The 18,615-nt window shown below is 68.4% G+C and carries 15 protein-coding genes and 1 tRNA gene; 6 read left to right on the plus strand and 10 right to left on the minus strand.

Annotation, left to right across the window (positions count from 1 at the left end; genetic code table 11):
• Positions 1 to 140: 140 nt before the first annotated feature.
• The 3 genes from prmC to hemA all read right to left on the minus strand — a co-directional run bounded on the left by prmC (position 141) and on the right by hemA (position 3,563).
• Positions 141 to 986 (minus strand): peptide chain release factor N(5)-glutamine methyltransferase, encoded by an 846-nt coding sequence (prmC, locus tag AC07OZ_RS22045; RefSeq protein ID WP_495469210.1) that lies wholly within the window; start codon positions 984 to 986, stop codon positions 141 to 143.
• A gap of 35 nt (positions 987 to 1,021) precedes the next feature.
• Positions 1,022 to 2,113, minus strand: coding sequence for a peptide chain release factor 1 (prfA, locus tag AC07OZ_RS22050; RefSeq protein ID WP_495469211.1), 1,092 nt, complete (start codon positions 2,111 to 2,113; stop codon positions 1,022 to 1,024).
• A gap of 121 nt (positions 2,114 to 2,234) precedes the next feature.
• Positions 2,235 to 3,563, minus strand: coding sequence for a glutamyl-tRNA reductase (gene hemA, locus AC07OZ_RS22055; RefSeq protein ID WP_495469212.1), 1,329 nt, complete (start codon positions 3,561 to 3,563; stop codon positions 2,235 to 2,237).
• 140 nt (positions 3,564 to 3,703) lie between these two features.
• Here hemA and AC07OZ_RS22060 point away from each other — a divergent pair, with 140 nt between their 5' ends.
• Positions 3,704 to 3,976 (plus strand): hypothetical protein, encoded by a 273-nt coding sequence (locus tag AC07OZ_RS22060; protein WP_495469213.1) that lies wholly within the window; start codon positions 3,704 to 3,706, stop codon positions 3,974 to 3,976.
• Positions 3,977 to 4,057: 81 nt separating this feature from the next.
• Here AC07OZ_RS22060 and miaB read toward each other — a convergent pair whose 3' ends face one another.
• The 3 genes from miaB to AC07OZ_RS22075 form a co-directional block, all read right to left on the minus strand.
• Entirely contained in the window at positions 4,058 to 5,398 is a 1,341-nt protein-coding gene (gene miaB / locus AC07OZ_RS22065) for a tRNA (N6-isopentenyl adenosine(37)-C2)-methylthiotransferase MiaB (protein WP_495469214.1), read from the minus strand.
• A gap of 94 nt (positions 5,399 to 5,492) precedes the next feature.
• Positions 5,493 to 5,957 carry a hypothetical protein gene (locus tag AC07OZ_RS22070; protein ID WP_495469215.1) on the minus strand — a complete coding sequence of 155 codons (465 nt, stop codon included), beginning with the start codon at positions 5,955 to 5,957 and terminating at the stop codon, positions 5,493 to 5,495.
• 92 nt (positions 5,958 to 6,049) lie between these two features.
• Positions 6,050 to 6,772, minus strand: coding sequence for a hypothetical protein (locus tag AC07OZ_RS22075; protein WP_495469216.1), 723 nt, complete (start codon positions 6,770 to 6,772; stop codon positions 6,050 to 6,052).
• Between the two features lie 407 nt (positions 6,773 to 7,179).
• Between AC07OZ_RS22075 and AC07OZ_RS22080 the strand changes: the two genes are divergently transcribed.
• Genes AC07OZ_RS22080 through AC07OZ_RS22090 form a run of 3 tightly spaced genes read left to right on the plus strand, consistent with a single transcriptional unit; the run spans position 7,180 to position 13,131 of the window.
• Positions 7,180 to 10,431 carry an efflux RND transporter permease subunit gene (locus AC07OZ_RS22080; RefSeq protein WP_495469403.1) on the plus strand — a complete coding sequence of 1,084 codons (3,252 nt, stop codon included), beginning with the start codon at positions 7,180 to 7,182 and terminating at the stop codon, positions 10,429 to 10,431.
• Positions 10,421 to 11,641 (plus strand): efflux RND transporter periplasmic adaptor subunit, encoded by a 1,221-nt coding sequence (locus AC07OZ_RS22085; RefSeq protein ID WP_495469217.1) that lies wholly within the window; start codon positions 10,421 to 10,423, stop codon positions 11,639 to 11,641. Before AC07OZ_RS22080 ends, AC07OZ_RS22085 begins: the two co-directional genes overlap by 11 nt.
• Positions 11,638 to 13,131 carry an efflux transporter outer membrane subunit gene (locus AC07OZ_RS22090; RefSeq protein ID WP_495469218.1) on the plus strand — a complete coding sequence of 498 codons (1,494 nt, stop codon included), beginning with the start codon at positions 11,638 to 11,640 and terminating at the stop codon, positions 13,129 to 13,131. Before AC07OZ_RS22085 ends, AC07OZ_RS22090 begins: the two co-directional genes overlap by 4 nt.
• 25 nt (positions 13,132 to 13,156) lie before the next feature.
• Here AC07OZ_RS22090 and AC07OZ_RS22095 read toward each other — a convergent pair whose 3' ends face one another.
• Both AC07OZ_RS22095 and AC07OZ_RS22100 read right to left on the minus strand, forming a co-directional pair.
• Positions 13,157 to 13,465, minus strand: coding sequence for an addiction module antidote protein (locus tag AC07OZ_RS22095; RefSeq protein ID WP_431100185.1), 309 nt, complete (start codon positions 13,463 to 13,465; stop codon positions 13,157 to 13,159).
• Positions 13,466 to 13,468: 3 nt separating this feature from the next.
• A complete protein-coding gene (locus AC07OZ_RS22100) occupies positions 13,469 to 13,699 on the minus strand; it encodes a type II toxin-antitoxin system RelE/ParE family toxin (protein WP_495469219.1) in 231 nt (76 codons plus the stop codon).
• A gap of 406 nt (positions 13,700 to 14,105) precedes the next feature.
• Here AC07OZ_RS22100 and AC07OZ_RS22105 point away from each other — a divergent pair, with 406 nt between their 5' ends.
• A complete protein-coding gene (locus tag AC07OZ_RS22105) occupies positions 14,106 to 15,572 on the plus strand; it encodes a pectate lyase family protein (protein ID WP_495469220.1) in 1,467 nt (488 codons plus the stop codon).
• A 168-nt stretch (positions 15,573 to 15,740) separates the two neighbouring features.
• Here the strand turns inward: AC07OZ_RS22105 and AC07OZ_RS22110 are convergent.
• A tRNA-Met gene (locus tag AC07OZ_RS22110) sits at positions 15,741 to 15,817 on the minus strand.
• Positions 15,818 to 15,917: 100 nt separating this feature from the next.
• Between AC07OZ_RS22110 and ftsY the strand changes: the two genes are divergently transcribed.
• The gene (gene ftsY, locus AC07OZ_RS22115; protein ID WP_495469221.1) at positions 15,918 to 17,141 is read left to right on the plus strand and encodes a signal recognition particle-docking protein FtsY; all 1,224 of its coding nucleotides are present in this window, start codon (positions 15,918 to 15,920) and stop codon (positions 17,139 to 17,141) included.
• 42 nt (positions 17,142 to 17,183) lie between these two features.
• Here ftsY and ffh read toward each other — a convergent pair whose 3' ends face one another.
• Positions 17,184 to 18,581, minus strand: a complete 1,398-nt coding sequence (ffh, locus tag AC07OZ_RS22120; RefSeq protein ID WP_495469222.1) for a signal recognition particle protein — start codon at positions 18,579 to 18,581, stop codon at positions 17,184 to 17,186.
• Positions 18,582 to 18,615 lie beyond the last annotated feature (34 nt).

Genomic DNA, 18,615 nt, shown 5'->3' on the forward strand with positions numbered 1-18,615 from the left:
ATGCTACGCCCGCCCCGAGGACCGCGCCAGATCGAGTTGAGGGGGAATCCCGGCACTGTTGCGGATTCCCGGCGCGGATTCCCGCAGTGTGGAAACAGTCTGTGAGGCGCGCCACATTCCTGTGCCGCGCGCCACATTCCTTACGCCGGCCAGCGGCCGCCGCTCGCGCGGGGTTGGCCGCCCAGGTCGCGGCGGTTCTCGACGTCGGCGAAGCCGCGTGCGCCCAGCAGACCGGCCACTGCGGGAGCCTGGTCGTACCCGTGTTCGAGGAGCAGCCATCCGTTGGCGCGCAGCCGGATCGGGGCGCCCTCGATCAACTGCCGCAGATCGGCCAGTCCATCGCCTTCGGGCGTCAGCGCCATGCGCGGCTCGTGCCGCAGGGCATCGAGGTGATGGTCGTCACCTGCAACGTACGGCGGGTTACTGATGATCAGGTCGAACGCCAATTGACCTGCCAGCGGCTCGTACCAGCTGCCGAGATGAGCCTCGACCGCGAGGCCCAGCCGGCGGGCGTTGTCCTGGGCGACGGCGAGGGCCCTGGCGCTCGCGTCGACCATCCGGACGTCCGCGTCCGGGCGTCGCGACTTGATCGCCAGCGCGATCGCGCCGGTGCCGGTGCCCAGGTCGACGACCCGGGGCGCGGACAGTCCCGCGAGGCGTTCGAGCGCCCACTCCACCAGCACCTCGGTGTCCGGCCGCGGGATCAGCGTGTCTGGCGTGACGCGCAGTGTCAGGCCGAAGAATTCCTTTTCGCCGGTGAGATAGGCCAGCGGCACGCCATCGAGGCGCCGGGCAAGCCAGTCCTGGAAGCGCTCGCGCTGGGGCAGGTCGAGTGGATCCATGTCGTGCGCGATCAGCCAGGCGCGGGAGACGCCCAGCAGCGCCTGCAACAGGTACTGCGCTTCGGCGCGCGGCAGGCCTGCGGTGGTCGCGGCGCGCTCGGCGCCCGCAACGGTCAGCGCATCGCCAGGTGTGTAGCCAGACATGTCGCCCGCGGTCCTCGCGGCATTCCCGGCGCCGGTCATGTCTGCCCGCCTTCCAGCGCCGCGAGCTGCTCCGCGGCTTGCGCCTGCTGCAGGCCCTGCAGCACGTCGGCGAGGTCGCCGTCCATGATCGCGCCGAGCTTGTAGAGCGTCAGGTTGATCCGGTGATCGGTCAGCCGCCCCTGGGGGAAGTTGTAGGTGCGGATGCGGTCGCTGCGGTCGCCGGAACCGATCAGGCTCTTGCGTTGCGCGGCCTCCTTGGCGGCACGCTCGTTCCGGTCCTTGTCGCGCAGCCGCGCGGCGAGCACCGCCATCGCCTTGGCCTTGTTGCGATGCTGGCTGCGGTCGTCCTGGCACTCGGCGACGAGACCCGTCGGCAAGTGGGTGATCCGGATCGCGCTGTCCGTCTTGTTGACGTGCTGCCCACCGGCGCCGCTGGCGCGGAAGGTGTCGATGCGCAGCTCGGCGGGGTTGAGCTGGATCTCCTCGGCCTCGTCGGGCTCCGGCATCACCGCGACCGTGCAGGCGCTGGTGTGGATGCGCCCCTGCGACTCAGTGGCGGGCACGCGCTGCACGCGGTGGCCGCCCGACTCGAACTTCATCTGCCCGTACACGCCGTCGCCGTCCAGGCGCATGACGATTTCCTTGTAGCCGCCGAGGTCCGACTCGCTTGCCGACAGCACCTCGCAGCGCCAGCCCCGCCCTTCGGCGAAGCGCGTGTACATGCGGGTCAGGTCGCCCGCGAAGAGCGCCGATTCGTCGCCGCCCGCGCCGGCGCGGATCTCGAGGAACGCCGGCCGGTCGTCGTCCGGATCCTTGGGGATCAGCGCGAGCTGGAGTTCCTGGTCGAGCTGAGCCAGATCGGCTTCGGCGCCGGCGATCTCTTCGCGCGCCATCTCGATCATGTCCGCATCGCCGCTGTCGAGCAGCTCGCGCGCGGCGGCGAGGTCCTGCTCGCGCTGGACGTAGCGCCGGTAGCGCTCGACCAGCGACGACACCTCCGACTGCTCACGCGTCAACGCGCGATAGCGCTTCATGTCGGCGGCGACGCTGCCGTCGGCGAGCGTGCTGTCGAGTTCCGCCAGCCGATAACCGAGGCGGTCGAACTTCTGGCGCAGTGCGTCTTTCATGGGAATGGGCGGCGGGGAAGCGGAGGGACGATCAGGCGGTCGGTGGACCGGCAGCGGCGAGGGACGAGTTGCCTCGAAGAGGAGCGACCAGAGACGGCCGCCCGGCGCGAAACACGCGTCGCTACGAATCCGCTTCGTCTCCGAGCGCTTCCGGACGGGCGCTCGACACCTTTGCGCTGCCGCGCAGGAACAGCCGCGACACCGTCTGCGCCATCTGCAGCCGCTGCTCGCCCTCGCTGCCGTTGAGTTCGGCCATCGCGCCGTGCAGCATCTTCTGCGTCAGTCCGCGTGCCAGCGCATCCAGCACGCTGTCGATGTCCTCGCCCTTGGCGATCAGCTTGCGCGCGCGCTGGATCTCGGCCTGGCGCCAGCTGTCGGCCTGCTGGTGCAGGGCCTGGATCAGCGGCACTGTGTGGCGCTGGCCCAGCCAGTGCACGAAGCTCTGCACGCCGGTCTCGATGATGGCCTCGGCCTGCTGCACGGCCGCCTGGCGCTTCTCGCCAGCGGTCTGGACCAGCTTGGAGAGGTCGTCCACGGTGTAGAGGTAGACGTCGTCCAGCTTGGCGACTTCCTGCTCGATGTCACGGGGGACCGCCAGGTCGACCATGAACATCGGCTTGTGGCGGCGCTTCTTCAAGGCGCGCTCGACGGCGCCCAGGCCGATCAGCGGCAGGCTGGACGCGGTGCAGGAGATCACCGCGTCGAATTCGTGCAGGCGGTCGGGCAACTCGGCCAGCCGGAAGGCTTCGCCGCCGAGCTGATGGGCGAGCTTCTCGCCGCGCTCCTGCGTGCGGTTGGCAATGGCGATCGCCTTCGGTCCCTTGGCGGCGAAGTGCGTGCCGACGAGCTCGATCATCTCGCCCGCGCCGACCAGCAGCACCTTGATGTCGGCGAGGTTCTCGAAGAGCTGCGAAGCCAGCCGAACGGAGGCCGCGGCCATGCTGATCGAATGGCTGCCGATCTCCGTCGAACTGCGGACTTCCTTGGCCACCGAGAAGCTGCGCTGGAACAGCTGGTGCAGCGTCGTGCCGAGCGTGCCGGCCGTATCGGCCTCGCGCACGGCCTGCTTGAGCTGGCCGAGGATCTGCGGCTCGCCCAGCACCATGGAGTCCAGCCCGCTGGCGACCCGGAAGGCGTGCCGCGCCGCGGCGCCGTCCTCGACCACGTACGAGTGGTCCATCAGCATCGAACTGCCGACGCCGCCGACCTGCGCCAGCCAGTCGACGGCGGGGCGGACCATGTCGGCGTCGCCGGCGACATAGAGCTCGGTGCGGTTGCAGGTGGACAGGATGGCCGCTTCGGCAGCGGCCGTACGCCGGCGTTGGCTGGTGCCGATCTGGTCCTGGAAACGCAGCAGCGTCGGCGCCAGCTGCTCGAGCGTGAACGCGAAACGTCCACGCAGATCGAGCGGCGCGGACGTGTGGTTCAGACCCAGGGCAAAGACGGACATGCGGCGATTATAAAATTCCCGCCCGACCCGTGTCTCGCACGGGCCTTGGCGGCGCGCTCATCGCCCCGGGATGCGTCAAGGATGGCGCCTCTCGACCGGCGTCCCGTTACATCCAACCCTCGCCCGGAGCGAACCGACCCGTGGATCCACTCGACGCCGTCTGGCATTTCGGCAACCTGTTCCTGCCCGCCTGGGGCGTCGCGGCGCTGATGGCGGCGGCGCTCAAGCTGATCTGGAGGGAGACCGTCGCCGGCATGCGCTGGCGCACGCTGGCCGCCTGGGGCGGACTCGGCGGCACGCTGGGGCTCTTCGCGGCGCTGATGCTCATCGGCAGCGACGGCACGATGGCCGGCTACGGCCTGATGCTGCTCGGCATCACCGTCACGCAGTGGGGCGTCAGTTACAAGCGCTGAATCGACGCGGCAGACGGCTGGCGCAACGCGCTACCGCTTTCGAGTGAGGGCGTCGGTCCCCTCACTGCCCTTCGCGGCGCCTCAGCCCGGCAGTTCCTCGGTCACTGGCACCTCGCCGCGCAGCGAATGCGCGAAGGCTTCGGTGATGTGCATCGGGATGATCTGGTGCATCAAGCGCTCGTGGCCCTTGAAGTTGACGATGCGGTTGCACTCGGTGCGGCCCATCAACTCCGTGGCGTCCTTGCGGGCGTGGCCCGAGACCAGCACCGGCACGGTCTTGCCGACCAGGCTGTGGTTGTAGCGGATGGCGGTCGCCTCGATCTCGGCCTGCAGTTCCTGCAGACGGCGGACCTTCACCTCGTGCGGCGTGTCGTCGGCGAGGTTGGCCGCCGGCGTCCCGGGCCGCGGGCTGAAGATGAAGCTGAACGACGCATCGAAGCCGATGTCGCGCACCAGCTGCATGGTCTTGGCGTGGTCCTCATCCGTCTCGCCGGGGAATCCGACGATGAAGTCCGACGCGATGCGGATGTCCGGTCTGACGGCGCGCAGCTTGCGCACGATGCTCTTGAACTGCAGCGCGGTGTAGCCGCGCTTCATCGCCATCAGGATGCGGTCAGAACCGTGCTGCACCGGCAGGTGCACATGGTTCACCAGCTTCGGGATGGTGCCGTAGGCGTCGATCAGGCGCTGGCTGAACTCGTTGGGATGGCTGGTCGTGTAGCGGATGCGCTCGATGCCGGGGATCTCGGCGACGTACTCGAGCAGCAGCGCGAAGTCGGCGATCTCGTCCGTGCCGCCCATGGTCCCGCGATAGGCGTTGACGTTCTGGCCCAGCAGCGTCACTTCCTTGACGCCCTGGTCGGCCAGTCCGGCGACTTCCTCGAGCACGTCCTCGAAGGGGCGGCTGACTTCCTCGCCGCGGGTGTACGGCACCACGCAGTACGAGCAGTATTTCGAGCAGCCTTCCATGATGGAGACGAAGGCGGACGCGCCCTCGACCTTGGCCGGCGGCAGGTTGTCGAACTTCTCGATCTCGGGGAAGGAGATGTCCACCTGCGGGCGAAGCTGCTGCTGGCGCTGCGCCAGCATCTGCGGCAGGCGGTGCAGCGTCTGCGGGCCGAAGACGACGTCGACGTAGGGCGCGCGCTCGATGATCGCCGCGCCTTCCTGGCTGGCGACGCAGCCGCCGACGCCGATCAGGACGCCCTTGGCCTTCAGGTGCTTGATGCGGCCCAAATCGGAGAACACCTTCTCCTGGGCCTTCTCGCGGACCGAGCAGGTGTTGAACAGCACCAGGTCGGCCTGCTCGACGTCGGTGGTGGGTTCGTAGCCTTCGGCGGCGCGCAGGACGTCGGCCATCTTGTCCGAGTCGTACTCGTTCATCTGGCAGCCGAAGGTCTTGATGAAGACTTTCTTGCTCATGGGGAGCTCCGGGAAACGGGAGGAACGCGGCGGCCCCGCGCCGAGCGCCTCTCCGGGTCGTCCGGAAACGCGGCGCGGGTGGCGGCTCAGTGGGTCAGGGCCTGCGCCAGACCTGGCTGGCCTGATCGAACACCAGCTTCGAGGCCTGGTCCGGCGTGGTCGGCCAGGACTTGTTGGCGAGCTCGACCTCGCTCAGCAGCCAGACCTCCATGAGCAGGCCGTTCATGTCACGGGTGTAGAGCACGGTGGCCTTCTGCTCGTAGAGCGAGCCGGGCGTGGCGAGCAGGTCGACCGCATTGCGGATGCGGGCCCCGGGTGCGAGCCGCGCCGGCTTGCCGTTGAGCAGCACGTCGGGCGTGACGCCGAAGACGATCTCGCCGCGCAGCGCGCGCTGCGGGAAGTAGCGATGGCCGGGGGCGATCTGGGCCTGGGCGGGCGTCGGCGTCGCGATCGCGGCGAGACCGCCGAACGCGGCGACAAGCGAGAACAGGGCGGTGCTGGCGGCCGTCGCCATCATCGGGCGACGGCGGGGCAGGGCGGGCGAGGCACAGCGGTACATGGTGTAGATCCAGTGGCTGCGGAAATGCGCAAGGGCGCAAGTGTAGCGGCGGCGGCCCTGCCGTTGCCGGGAGCCGGCTGCCCCGGCGCGGCTCAGAGGCGCCCGGTGGCCGTGTTCTGCGCCATGGTGGCGGGAGCGGGTTCGGGCAGGACGTAGACGACGCCCGGCCCGTGGCCGAGCACCGGCGCGACGACGCGATCGAAGAACTCGCCCGCCACGACCACGCAGCCCAGCGAGATCCGGTTGTCATCCGGCGACGGCGACGCGAGCCGCTCGGCGCGGCGCTCGTGAGTCGGGCTCGGACGGAGCCGGTGGATGGCGAACGCGGCGTCGTAGTCGACCCAGATGACGGTCTCGCCCTTCAGATTGGGACCGGGTTGGCTGTCGTAGCGACCGGAAGGCGTCGTGCGCAGGTCCGGCGGAATGCCGGCGCTCACCATCTGTCCGACCCCGGGGGCGACGGTGTCGCCGCGGGCCAGGCCCAGCAGCGCCGGGGCGGCGCCGACCAGCTGGCCGTCCGCATTGAAGACGAAGAGCTTCGCCTCCTTCTTGTCGACGACGGCGAAGGGGCGCCCCTTGGCGTCGAAATCCTCGAACGCCGTGCGTGCCATGGCGCGGGCCTCGGGCGAGGCGGACTCGCCGTGGAAGTCGACGGCCAGCGGCTCGATGTGCGCGGAAGACTGCGGAAGCCGCTGTTGGAGCGCCGGTTCGGCCTGGGCGCCCGGGGCGCCCAGCGTCAGCGCGATGACCGCGGCCATTGCCATCGCTGCCCGCGCCACCTGTTTCGACTGACCCGACGACCCGATCGACTTCATACTGCCCGATGTCTTTCTGGCGGACAGTCTGGTTTGCTCCGGCTGGGGCCGGGCGGGTCCGCTGGGGCCGCATGTTAAGGAGCACCCGGCCGTTTCAACGGTCGATCTGTCGGCAAAAACGGCAGGACTTTCCCGGGAATTTGTAAGACGTGCGAGCTGCGGCACGAGTTGGCGTACGCCAGGTGCGGGATGTGAACTTCCGTCGAATGGCGCCCGCTTTTGCGACCGGTATCGCACCACCCCGATGCATGCCGCCCAAACGTGGGAGGCGATCCCCCGTACGCGTACGGTCATTACCGATCAGCAATACATCGGCGCTCGCCGACACACAAAATCCGCGCTCTGCACGACCGGGAATCGGTCAAGAAGAGATCAACGATGAGAACGATCGTGGGAACCTGTCCATGCTGATGGCCGCCGTGCGCGTCGCGCTGCGACGCCCTTACACCTTCTTCGTGCTGGCGCTGCTGCTGCTGATCATCGGCCCGCTGGCGGCCCTGCGCACGCCGACCGACATCTTCCCGGAGATCCGGGTACCGGTGATCGCGGTGGCCTGGCAGTTCACCGGACTGCCGCCGGACCAGATGGCCGGACGCATCTCGACGCTGTTCCAGCGCACGCTGACGACCACCGTCAACGACATCGAGCACATCGAGGCCAACACCTATCCCGGCGTCTCGGTGGTGAAGATCTTCTTCCAGCCGGGCGTGAACATCGCGGTGGCCAACGCCCAGGTCACCGCGGTCGCGCAGGTTGCCGTGCGGCAGATGCCGGCCGGCACCACGCCGCCGCTGATCCTGAACTACAACGCCGCCACGGTGCCCATCCTGCAGCTGGCGCTGTCGGGCAAGGGGTTGTCGGAGCAGCAGCTCTTCGACCTCGGCTTCAACACGATCCGCACGCCGCTGGTGACGGTGCCCGGCGCGGCGATCCCGCTGCCCTATGGCGGCAAGCAGCGCCAGGTGCAGATCGACGTCAATCCGTCCGCGCTGCAGGCGCGCGGGCTGTCGGCGCAGGATGTGGCCACCGCGCTGGCGACGCAGAACGTGCTCACGCCGATCGGCACGCAGAAGATCGGCGAGCTCGAATACACGCTGCAGCTCAACAGCGCGCCGTCCGCGATCGAGGAACTGGGCCGCCTGCCGGTGAAGGTGGTCAACGGCTCGACGATCTATCTGCGCGACGTCGCCGACGTGCACGACGGCAACGCGCCGCAGACCAACATCGTCCACGTGGACGGCGGGCGCTCGGTGCTGATGTCGGTGCTGAAGAACGGTGCGGCGTCGACGCTCGCGATCGTCGACGGCGTGCGCGCCAAGCTCGGCGAACTGCGGCCCTCGCTGCCCGACGAGCTCGACGTCAAGCCGATCAACGACCAGTCGGTCTTCGTGCGCGCCGCCATCAAGGGTGTCGCGATCGAGGGCGCCATCGCCGCGGCGCTGACCAGCCTGATGATCCTGCTGTTCCTGGGCAGCTGGCGCTCGACGGTGATCATCGCGGTGTCGATCCCGCTGTCCATCCTGGGATCGATCATCGGCCTGGCGGCGATCGGCGAGACGCTCAACCTGATGACGCTGGGCGGGCTCGCGCTCGCGGTCGGCATCCTGGTCGACGACGCGACGGTGACCATCGAGAACATCAACTGGCACCTGGAGCACGGCAAAGGCGTCGAGGAGTCGATCATGGACGGCGCGCGCCAGATCGTGACGCCGGCCTTCGTCTCGCTGCTGTGCATCTGCATCGTGTTCATCCCGATGTTCTTCCTGGAAGGCGTGTCGCGCTTCCTGTTCGTGCCGATGGCCGAGGCGGTGATCTTCGCGATGGTGTGCTCGTTCATCCTGTCGCGCACGCTGGTGCCGACGATGGCGAAGTACCTGCTGCACCCGCATGCGCCGCTGACCGACGGCCACGGGCATCTGGCGCAGCCGCCGTCGCGCAACCCGCTGGTGCGCTTCCAGCGCAACTTCGAAGCCCGCTTCGAGCGCGTGCGCGAGGGTTACCGCGGCATGCTCGAGGCGGCGCTGGGCAGCAAGAAGCCCTTCCTGATCGGCTTCGCGGCGGTGGTGCTGGTGTCCTTCGCGCTGGTGCCCTTCATCGGCAGCAACTTTTTCCCGCAGGTCGACTCGGGCCAGATCCTGATGCATGCGCGGGTGCCGGTGGGCACGCGCGTCGAAGAGACCGCCGCGCGTTTCGCCAAGATCGAGCAGGCGATCCGCCGCGTGATCCCGTCCGACAAGATCGAGACGATGGTCGACAATATCGGCCTGCCACCGTCGTCGATCAACCTGACCTACAACAACACCGGGGTGCTGGGCACCTCCGACGGCGACTTCCAGATCGCGCTGAAGGAAGGCCACGCGCCCACGGCCGACTACGTGCGCCAGCTGCGCCAGATCCTGCCGCGTGAGTTCCCGGACACGACCTTCTCGTTCCCGCCGGCCGACATCGTCAGCCAGATCCTGAACTTCGGCGCGCCCGCGCCGATCGACGTGCAGGTGCGCGGGCGCGACGTCGAGTCCAACTTCGCCTACGCGCAGCAGCTGCTCAAGCGCATCAAGGCGATCCCCGGCGTGGCCGACGCGCGCATCCAGCAGTCCAACAAGGCGCCGACCTTCAACGTCGACGTCGACCGCACGCAGGCGCAGCTGCAGGGCCTGACCACGCGCGACGTGGCCAACAGCCTGGTCGTGAACCTCGCCGGCAGCAGCCAGGTCGCGCCAACCTTCTGGCTGAATCCGCAGAACGGCGTCAGCTACTCGATCGTGATGCAGACGCCGCAGTACCAGATCGATTCGCTGGCCTCGCTGAGCAACCTGCCCATCGGCAACGGCAGCCAGCCGGGCACCTCGACGCTCGGCGGCGTGGCGACCTTCCAGCGCGTCAACAGCCCGGCGCTGATCAGCCAGTACGACGTCGCGACGATGGTGCAGATCCACGCGACGACGCAGGACCGCGACCTCGGCGCGGTCGCGCGCGACATCCGCAAGGTGCTCGCGGAAACGCAGGCCGACGTGCCCAAGGGCTCCAACGTGCAGCTGCTCGGCCAGGTGCGCACGATGGACCGTGCGTTCTCGGGCCTGCTGTTCGGGCTGCTCGGCGCGGTGGTGCTGATCTACCTGCTGATCGTCGTGAACTTCCAGTCCTGGCTGGACCCGGCGGTGATCGTGTCGGCGCTGCCGGCGGCGCTGGCGGGCATCGTGTGGATGCTCTTCGCGACGGGCACGACCTTGTCCGTTCCCGCGCTGACCGGCGCGATCATGTGCATGGGCGTGGCGACCGCCAACAGCGTGCTGGTGATCAGCTTCGCGCGGGAACGGCTGGAGGAACTCGGCGACGCCTACGCTGCCGCGATGGAAGCCGGCTTCGTGCGCTTCCGCCCGGTGCTGATGACGGCGCTGGCGATGGTCATCGGCATGCTGCCGATGGCGCTGGGCCTGGGCGAGGGCGGCGAGCAGAACGCGCCGCTGGGACGCGCCGTGATCGGCGGCCTGGTCTTCGCCACCTTCGCGACGCTGGTCTTCGTGCCGGTGGTGTTCAGCATCGTGCATCGCCACCACCGCAAGACAGCCCCCGCTGCCGACCTTTCCGAATCGAACGACTTGACCGCCGGCGCCGCGATCGCGCTGCCCGGGGCCGGAGATGCTTCCCATGCGAACTGATAACGACAACACCGTGGTGTCCTCGCGTCCTCCTGCGCGCTTCAAGCTGGCCGCGACCGTCGCGGTCGTGATCGCCGTCGCGGTGGTGGCGGCAGGTCTGTGGTCCCGCAAGTCCAATGCCGAGCAACTGCAGAGCACCGCCGACGAGCGCGGTCAGCCGAGCGTCACGATGGTCGCGCCGCAGCCCTTGACGGAAGGCGGTCTGGAGCTGCCCGCGCGCATCGAGGCCTGGTCGCGCGCACCGATCTACGCGCGGGTCAGCGGCTACCTGAAGCGCTGGAATGTCGACATCGGCGGCAAGGTCAAGGCCGGCCAGCAACTCGCCGAGATCGAGACGCCCGACCTCGACCAGCAGCTGATGCAGGCGAAGGCCGAGCTGGCGACTGCGCGCAGCAATGCCGCGTTGGCGGCAACCACCGCCAAGCGCTGGCAGGGGCTGCTGGAATCGGACTCGGTGTCGAAGCAGGAAGTGGACGAGCGCACCGGCGACATGACCGCCAAGCAGTCGCAGGTCAACGCGTTGCAGGCCAATGTCGATCGCATCGAGGCGCTGAAGCGCTTCACGCAATTGACGGCGCCGTTCGACGGCGTCGTCACCGCGCGCAACACCGACGTCGGCGCGCTGATCAATGTCGGCGGCGCGCCCGGCAGCGAACTGTTCGTCGTCTCCGACACGCGCAAGCTGCGCGTCTACGTCAACGTGCCGCAGCGCCAGGTGGCGCAGGTGCGCGCTGGCGGCAAGGCCGTGCTGACGGTGCCCGAGCGGCCCGGCCAGCGCTTCGCCGCGACGGTGCAGTCGACGTCGCAGGCGATCAACACGGCGAGTGGCGCGATGCTGGTGCAGCTCGCCGTCGACAACGACAGGGACGAGCTGCTGCCGGGCGGATTTGCGACGGTGCGCTTCGATGGTGCCGCGCCTGCCGAAGCAGGCGCCCAGTCGACTGCGGCGGTCTCGCTGCCGCCGGGCGCGGTGATCATCAACAAGGATGGCGTGCAGGTCGCGACCGTCGATGCGAGCAATCGCGTGAAGCTGCGCAAGGTCACGATCGCGCGTGACATGGGCACGCGCATCGAACTCGGCGGCGGATTGACCGCCGCGGACCGCGTCATCGCGAATCCGCCGGACGGCATCGCCGACGGCGACGTGGTGCGTGTTGCGCAACCGGCCGCCGCGCCAGGATCGGCGGCTTCGGCGAAGGGGCGCACATGACGGCGAAAGAGACCGCCTGCCCGTCGACGGGCCTGTCCGGCCACGTCGTCCGCGGCATTGCACTGGCGGCCGCCGTGCTGATCGCCGGATGCGCCCAGCCGCCGAAGACGGAGCTGCCCGAGGTGCCGATGTCGACGGCCTTCAAGGAGGCGCGTGGTCCTTGGGTCGAGGCGGGCGCTTCGACCGCCGCACCGATCGCCTTCGATGGCTGGTGGAAGGGGTACGGCGATCCTGAGCTCGACGCGCTGCAGCAGCGGTTGGTCGAGAACAGTCCCGACCTCGCCTCGGCGCTCGCGCGATACCAGCAGGCGAAGGCGGCGACGGACAGCCTGCGCTCGGCGCAGTCGCCGACGCTGAACACCTCGCTCAACGGGCAGCGCGACCGGCAGTCGGAGCGCCGCCCGCTGCGGGTGCTCGGGCCGACCTCGCCCGATTGGTACAACAGCGCGACGCTGGGCCTGGACCTGAGCTACGAAGTCGACCTGTGGGGCCGTATCTCGCAGCAGGTCCGCGCCGGATTGGCGTCGGAACGCGCGGCGGCAGCGGACCTCGCCGCGGCACGATTGGCGCTGCAGGCGCAACTGGCCGATTCGCTGCTGCAACTGCGTGGACTCGATCGCGACAACGCGCTGCTCGCCGATGCCGAAGAGGCTTACACGCGGGCATTCGACCTGATCTCACGCCGCCATCAGGCGGGCATCGCGTCAGGTCTTGACCAGGCGCGGGCCGAAGGCCAACTCGAATCGGCGCGTTCGCAGCGCCGGCAATCGCAGGCGCAGCGCGCCGTGCTGGAGCACGCGATCGCCGCGCTGGTCGGCGCCAATGCATCGAGCTTCCGCATCGAGCCGGCCGCGTCGCTGGATCTGGCGATGCCGGTCGTGCCGCCGGGCCTGCCGTCGACCTTGCTGGAGCGTCGTCCGGACATCGCCGCTGCGCAGCAGCGCGTGGTGGCGGCCACCGCGACGCTCGGCGTGGCGAAGACCGCGTTCTTCCCCTCGGTCGTGCTGAGCGCGCAGGGTGGGTTCCAGAGCAGCGACTTCGGTCGTTTCCTGGAGGCGCCCAACCTGTTCTGGGCCATCGGGCCGACGCTGGCCTACAACCTGTTCGACGGCGGCCGTCGCAAGGCCGAGGAAGCACGCGCGGCCGCGGCGCTGGATGAGTCGGCGCAGCGTTATCGCGGCACCGTGCTCGCCGCGTTCCAGCAGGTTGAGGATCAATTGGTGCTGCTGGACCGCTACGGCGAGGCGCTGGAATCGGAGAACAAGTCGGTCGACGCGGCGGAGCGTTCGCTCGCGCTCGCGACGAACCGCTATCGCGCCGGTGCGGCCGCCTATCTGGAGGTCGTCACGTCCCAGACGGCCGGCCTGCAGGCGCGGCGCAGCGCGGTGGACCTGGCGACGCGTCAACGCCGCGCGACGGTGGCACTCGTGAGGGCGCTCGGTGGCGGCTGGAATGCGCCAGCGGAGATGAAGGCGGACGCGCAACGCTGAGCACGCCGCCCGAGACACTTCCCGCTCAAGCCGGATGCATGGGCATGGCCACCAGGCGCAAGCCAAGTGCCGCGCAGACTTTGCTGACGGTATCGAAGCGGGGCGAGGCGCCGGGCCGCAAGGCCTTGTACAGCGCCTCGCGGGTGATCCCGGAGTCCTTGGCAATCTGCGTCATCCCGCGAGCGCGGGCGATATCGCCGAGGGCCGCCGCCAGCAGCGCCGGGTCGTTCTCTTCCAGGACCACCGTCAGATAGATCGCGATGTCTTCTTCCGAGGTCAGGTATTCGGCGGCGTCGAATTCCTGGAGGTCTGAGATCTTGATCTTCTCGCTCACGGCCTACTCCTCGAGTTTGTTTGCCACATGAATGGCCCGCTGGATGTCGGATTGCTGCGTGGATTTCTCGCCGCCGCCCAACATCCAGATCGCCGTGCTGCTGCGGCGCACGTAGTACATGCGCCAGCCGGGACCGAAGTGCTCACGCATCTCATGGATGATCCCGCCGCCGACGGGCGCCACGTCACCGAGGTTGCCGAACTGGACCTTGCGCAGGCGGTTGGTCAGACGCAACCGGGTGGTCGGGTCTTCGCAAGCTCCGGAGCCAGTAGGAGAACTCGTTCACCTGCATGACCGTATAAGACATGCGGGAAGTGTAATCGAACGATGACACTTGTCCGATGGACGCAGTGTTTGATAGAGATCCGTAACGCCAGATCGGCAAATGTAAAACGCCTTTCCGAAAATTGGCGTTCTCGTTAGTCTGCGCCCGTTGTCGACGTGGCCGCGCCTGCGCGCTGGCGTGTCGACACGTGGCCTGTGCCGACGGCCACCGTCCCCGACGCGGATCCTGCTGGTCCGCGCCGCGCGAGGCGGAGGAAACGGCGTTGGGTTCCCGAGCATTTTTCGATTCACCGGTGACCGGTGAGGGCGGAGCCATGCCCGCGCCGATCGCTTCAACGACATTGGGAGACATTCGATGAAGAGCACCCGTATTGACGAGTCCGCCGTGCTGGTCGCGCCGAAGCCGCCGACTGCCGGTTCGCTGCGCGCGCCGAGCCCGCGGCAAGGGCTGATGGCGATGGCGGTCGTGGTCGGCGCCGTCGCGCCGATCGGCGCGGCGCACGCGGTCGACTGGCCGTCCGGTTTCTCCAAGTGCGCCGACGAAGGCGGCACCTGCAAGGTCGGCGATTCCGCGCGCCAGGTCTCCTTCGGCGTGAAGGACAAGTGGGTCCTCAAGACGCTGAGCGGCAACGTGGCCTGCGCCTCGGCCACCTTCGGCGGCGCGGATCCGAATCCGGGCAAGGCCGAGAAGTGTGCGGTCGGACCGGCCGGATCGCCGGCGCCATCGCCGTCTCCGGCACCGTCCCCCTCACCGGCGCCTTCGCCGGCACCGTCGCCTTCTCCAGCGCCGTCACCCGCTCCGGCGGGCCACAGCGGTGGTTATGCGGGCCAGGTCACTGGTGGCGGTTCAGCGACGCCGATCACCGTCACGACCGCGGCGCAGATGCAGGCTGCGATCGATGCCTACAGCGGCACGGGCGGACTGGTGATCCGCTACGCGGGCACCTTCGATTTCGGCACGATCCCCGATCCCTGCGCGCAGTGGAAGAAGGCGGCGGGCGCCGTCGTCGAGGTCAAGAACAAGAGCAACGTCACGATCGAAGGCGTCAACGGCTCGGCCGCGAACTTCGGGCTTGCGATCAAGGCCGCGGCGACCAACATCATCATCCGCAACATGACGATCGGCCTGCTGCCCGGATCCATCGATGCCATCGGCATCGAAGGCCAGAGCGGCAAGTTCCCGGGCTACGTCTGGATCGACCACAACACGCTGTTCAGCTCGACTGCCGAATGCTCCGGCGCGGGCGACCTGGAGTTCGACGGCCTCATCGACAGCAAGGCCGGCGCGCATCACATCACCTACTCGTACAACTACCTCCACGACCACCACAAGGTGGGGCTGATCGGATCGAGCGACAGCGACGCGAGCGACCGCTACATCACCTTCCACCACAACGTGTACAGCAATGTCGGCTCACGGCTGCCGCTGCAGCGCGCGGGATACACGCACCTGTACAACAACCTGTACTCGGGCGTGCTGACCTCGGGCGCCAACATCCGGATGGGGGGCTATTCGCTGATCGAAGGCAACTACTTCGAGAACGCGCAGAACCCGGTGACCTCGCGGGACAGCTCGTCGATCGGCTACTGGGAACTGCGCAACAACAACGTGCGCAGCCCGGCGGACTTCGCGACCTACGGAATCACGTGGGTCGCGAGCGGATCGAGCCCGTCTCGTGACGCGAGCGACTGGACGACGACGGCGAACTTCCCGGTCGGCATCCCGTATGCGTACACGGTGCATGCGCCGGCCTGCGTGAAGCAGAAGCTGCTCACGGTGGCCGGGGCGGGGAAGAGCTACGCGACCTTGAGCTGCAATTGATCAGCCGTTGAGCGGCCAATGAACTGCTGATGCATCAAGGAAAGGGGCCGTCGCCACGCGATGGCCCCTTGTCGTTGAAAGGAGCCGGAGATCTCGCGCTGGGGATCTCGATTCGGCGGCCCAGAACGGAAAACCCCGCAGGACTTGCGTTCTGCGGGGTTTCGTATTTGGTGGCGCTTCAGGGATTCGAACCCCGGACCTGCGGATTATGATTCCGTCGCTCTAACCGGCTGAGCTAAAGCGCCTTGCGAAGACAGCGACTATAGCAAAGTTTTCGCAGACAATGCAAGCCCCGCCGATCACGGCATCGACAGTTCGGCGCGCGAGTCCCACTCGACCCCCTCCATGTTCAGCTTCCTCAAGAAAAAACTGGGCTTCGGCTCCGCCGAACCCACGCCGGCTCCCGCTCCCGAAGCGCCGCCGGCCATCGCCACCACGCCCGCGCCGGACGCTCCAGCGCCCGCCGTCGAGCCGGCGTCGACACCGGCATCCGCGCCGGTCGCTCCGCAAGCCCTGACCCCGCCGGCCGCACCCGTTCCGGTTGCGGCGCCGGTCATCGCACCCGCACCCGCACCCGTCGTGCCGACGCCTGTTGCGGCGCCGAGACCCGCTCCCGCGCCAGTTGCCGTGACTCCGGTGCCAGCCCCAGCCCCGACGCCCGAGCCGGCGCCGCGCAAGAGCTGGATGGACAAGCTCCGGCAGGGTCTGCGCAAGACGGGCTCGAGCATTTCCCAGGTCTTCACCGGTACGCAGATCGACGACGCGTTGTATGAAGAGCTCGAAGCCGCGCTGCTGATGGCCGATGCCGGCGTGAAGGCGACCGAGTTCCTGCTCGACGATCTGAAGCGCCGCGTGAAGGACGTCAAGGCCACCGAGCCGGCCGCCGTGCGGCAACTGCTCGTGGACGCTCTCACCGAATTGCTGCAGCCGCTGCAGCGCCAGCTCGTGATCGGCGAGCACTCGCCGACGGTGATGATGGTGGTCGGCGTTAACGGTGCCGGCAAGACGACCAGCATCGGCAAGCTCACGCGCCATCTGGCCGATGCCGAAGCCAACGTGCTGCTGGCCGCGGCGGACACCTTCCGCGCGGCGGCGCGCGAGCAGCTCGCTGTCTGGGCGGACCGCAACCGCGTGCAGATCGTCAGCCAGGAGGGCGGTGACCCGTCCGCGGTGACGTTCGACGCCGTCGTCGCCGGCAAGGCGCGCGGCTGCGACGTCGTCATCGCCGATACCGCCGGCCGGCTGCCGACGCAGCTCCATCTGATGGAGGAGCTCAAGAAGATCAAGCGCGTGATCGGCAAGGCGCAGGAGACGGCCCCGCACGAGGTGCTGCTGGTCGTCGACGGCAACACCGGCCAGAACGCGCTCATGCAGGTGAAATCGTTCGACGACGCGCTCGGCCTGACGGGCCTGATCGTCACCAAGCTCGACGGCACGGCCAAGGGCGGCGTGCTCGCGGCGATCGCACGCGAGCGTCCGATCCCGGTCTACTTCATCGGCGTCGGCGAAAAACTCGAGGACCTGCAGACCTTCGACGCGCGCGAGTTCGCGCAAGCGCTGCTGGAATGAAAATCGGCTCCCTCGGGAGCCGATTTTCATTGGTGGGTGGGGTCACATCGGGAACCCGCCGCCGCCCCCGCCGCCCATGAGGTTCTTGAGGCCGCCCATCTTCTTCATCATCTTCATCAGGCCGCCGCCCTTCATCTTCTTCATCATCCCCTGCATCTGGTCGAACTGATTCAGCAGGCGGTTGACTTCCTGGATGTGGACGCCGGCACCCGCGGCGATGCGGCGCTTGCGGCTGGCCTTGGACTTGCCGTCCATCAGCAGCGTCGGCTGGCGGCGCTCCTTGGCGGTCATGGCGTTGAGGATGCCTTCCATGCGCTTCATGTCGCGCTCGGCCTTGTCCATGTCGGGCTGGCCGGCCTTGGCGGTCATCTGCGTGGGCAGCTTGTCCATCAGTCCGGACAGTCCGCCCATCTTCTTCATCTGCGAGATCTGCGCGAGGAAGTCGTTGAGGTCGAAGCCGTCGCCGGACTTGAGCTTCTCGGCCAGCTTCTGCGCCGCCTCGACGTCCACGCCCTTCTGGACTTCCTCGACCAGCGCGACGATGTCGCCCATGCCGAGCACGCGACCCGCGTGGCGCTCGGCATCGAAGACCTCCAGGCCATCGATCTTCTCGGACACGCCCGCGAACTTGATCGGCGCGCCGGTGATCTGCTTCACCGACAGCGCCGCGCCGCCGCGCGAGTCGCCGTCCAGCTTGGTCAGCACGATGCCCGTCAGCGGCAGCGCTTCCTTGAAGGCCTTGGCGGTGTTGATCGCGTCCTGACCCTGCATCGCGTCGACGACGAACAGCGTCTCCACCGGCTTGAGCGTGGCGTGCAGGTCGCGGATCTCGGCCATCAGCGCTTCGTCGATCGCGAGGCGGCCGGCCGTGTCGACCAGCAGCACGTCGAAGAAGTGGCGCTTGGCGTGATCGAGCGCCGCCAGCGCGATGTCATGCGGCTTCTGGTCCGGCGCCGACGGGAACCATTCGGCGCCCGCCTGCTTCGTCACCGTCTTGAGCTGCTCGATCGCGGCGGGGCGGTACACGTCCGCGGAGACCGTCAGCACCTTCTTCTTGCGCTTCTCGATCAGGTGCTTGGCGAGCTTGGCGGTCGTCGTCGTCTTGCCGGCGCCCTGCAGGCCGGCCATCAGGATGATGGCGGGCGGTTGCGCGGCGAGGTTGATGTCGGCGACGCCGTCGCCCATCGTCGCGGCCAGTTCCTTGTGGACGACCGAGACCAGCACCTGGCCCGGGTTCAGCGAGGCGGCGACCTCCTGGCCCAGCGCCTTCTCCTTCACGCGGGCGACGAAGTCGCGCACCACGGGCAGCGCGACGTCGGCCTCCAGCAGTGCCATGCGGACCTCGCGCATCATGTCCTGCACATTGGACTCGGTGATGCGGGCTTGGCCCCGCATGGTCTTGACGAGCCGGCTCAGTCGATCGGTCAGGGTGGATGCCATCGTTTCGGCGCCGCGCAAGCGGGCGCGCCTCATT

This window comes from Roseateles sp. GW821-FHT09G03 (assembly GCF_059416045.1).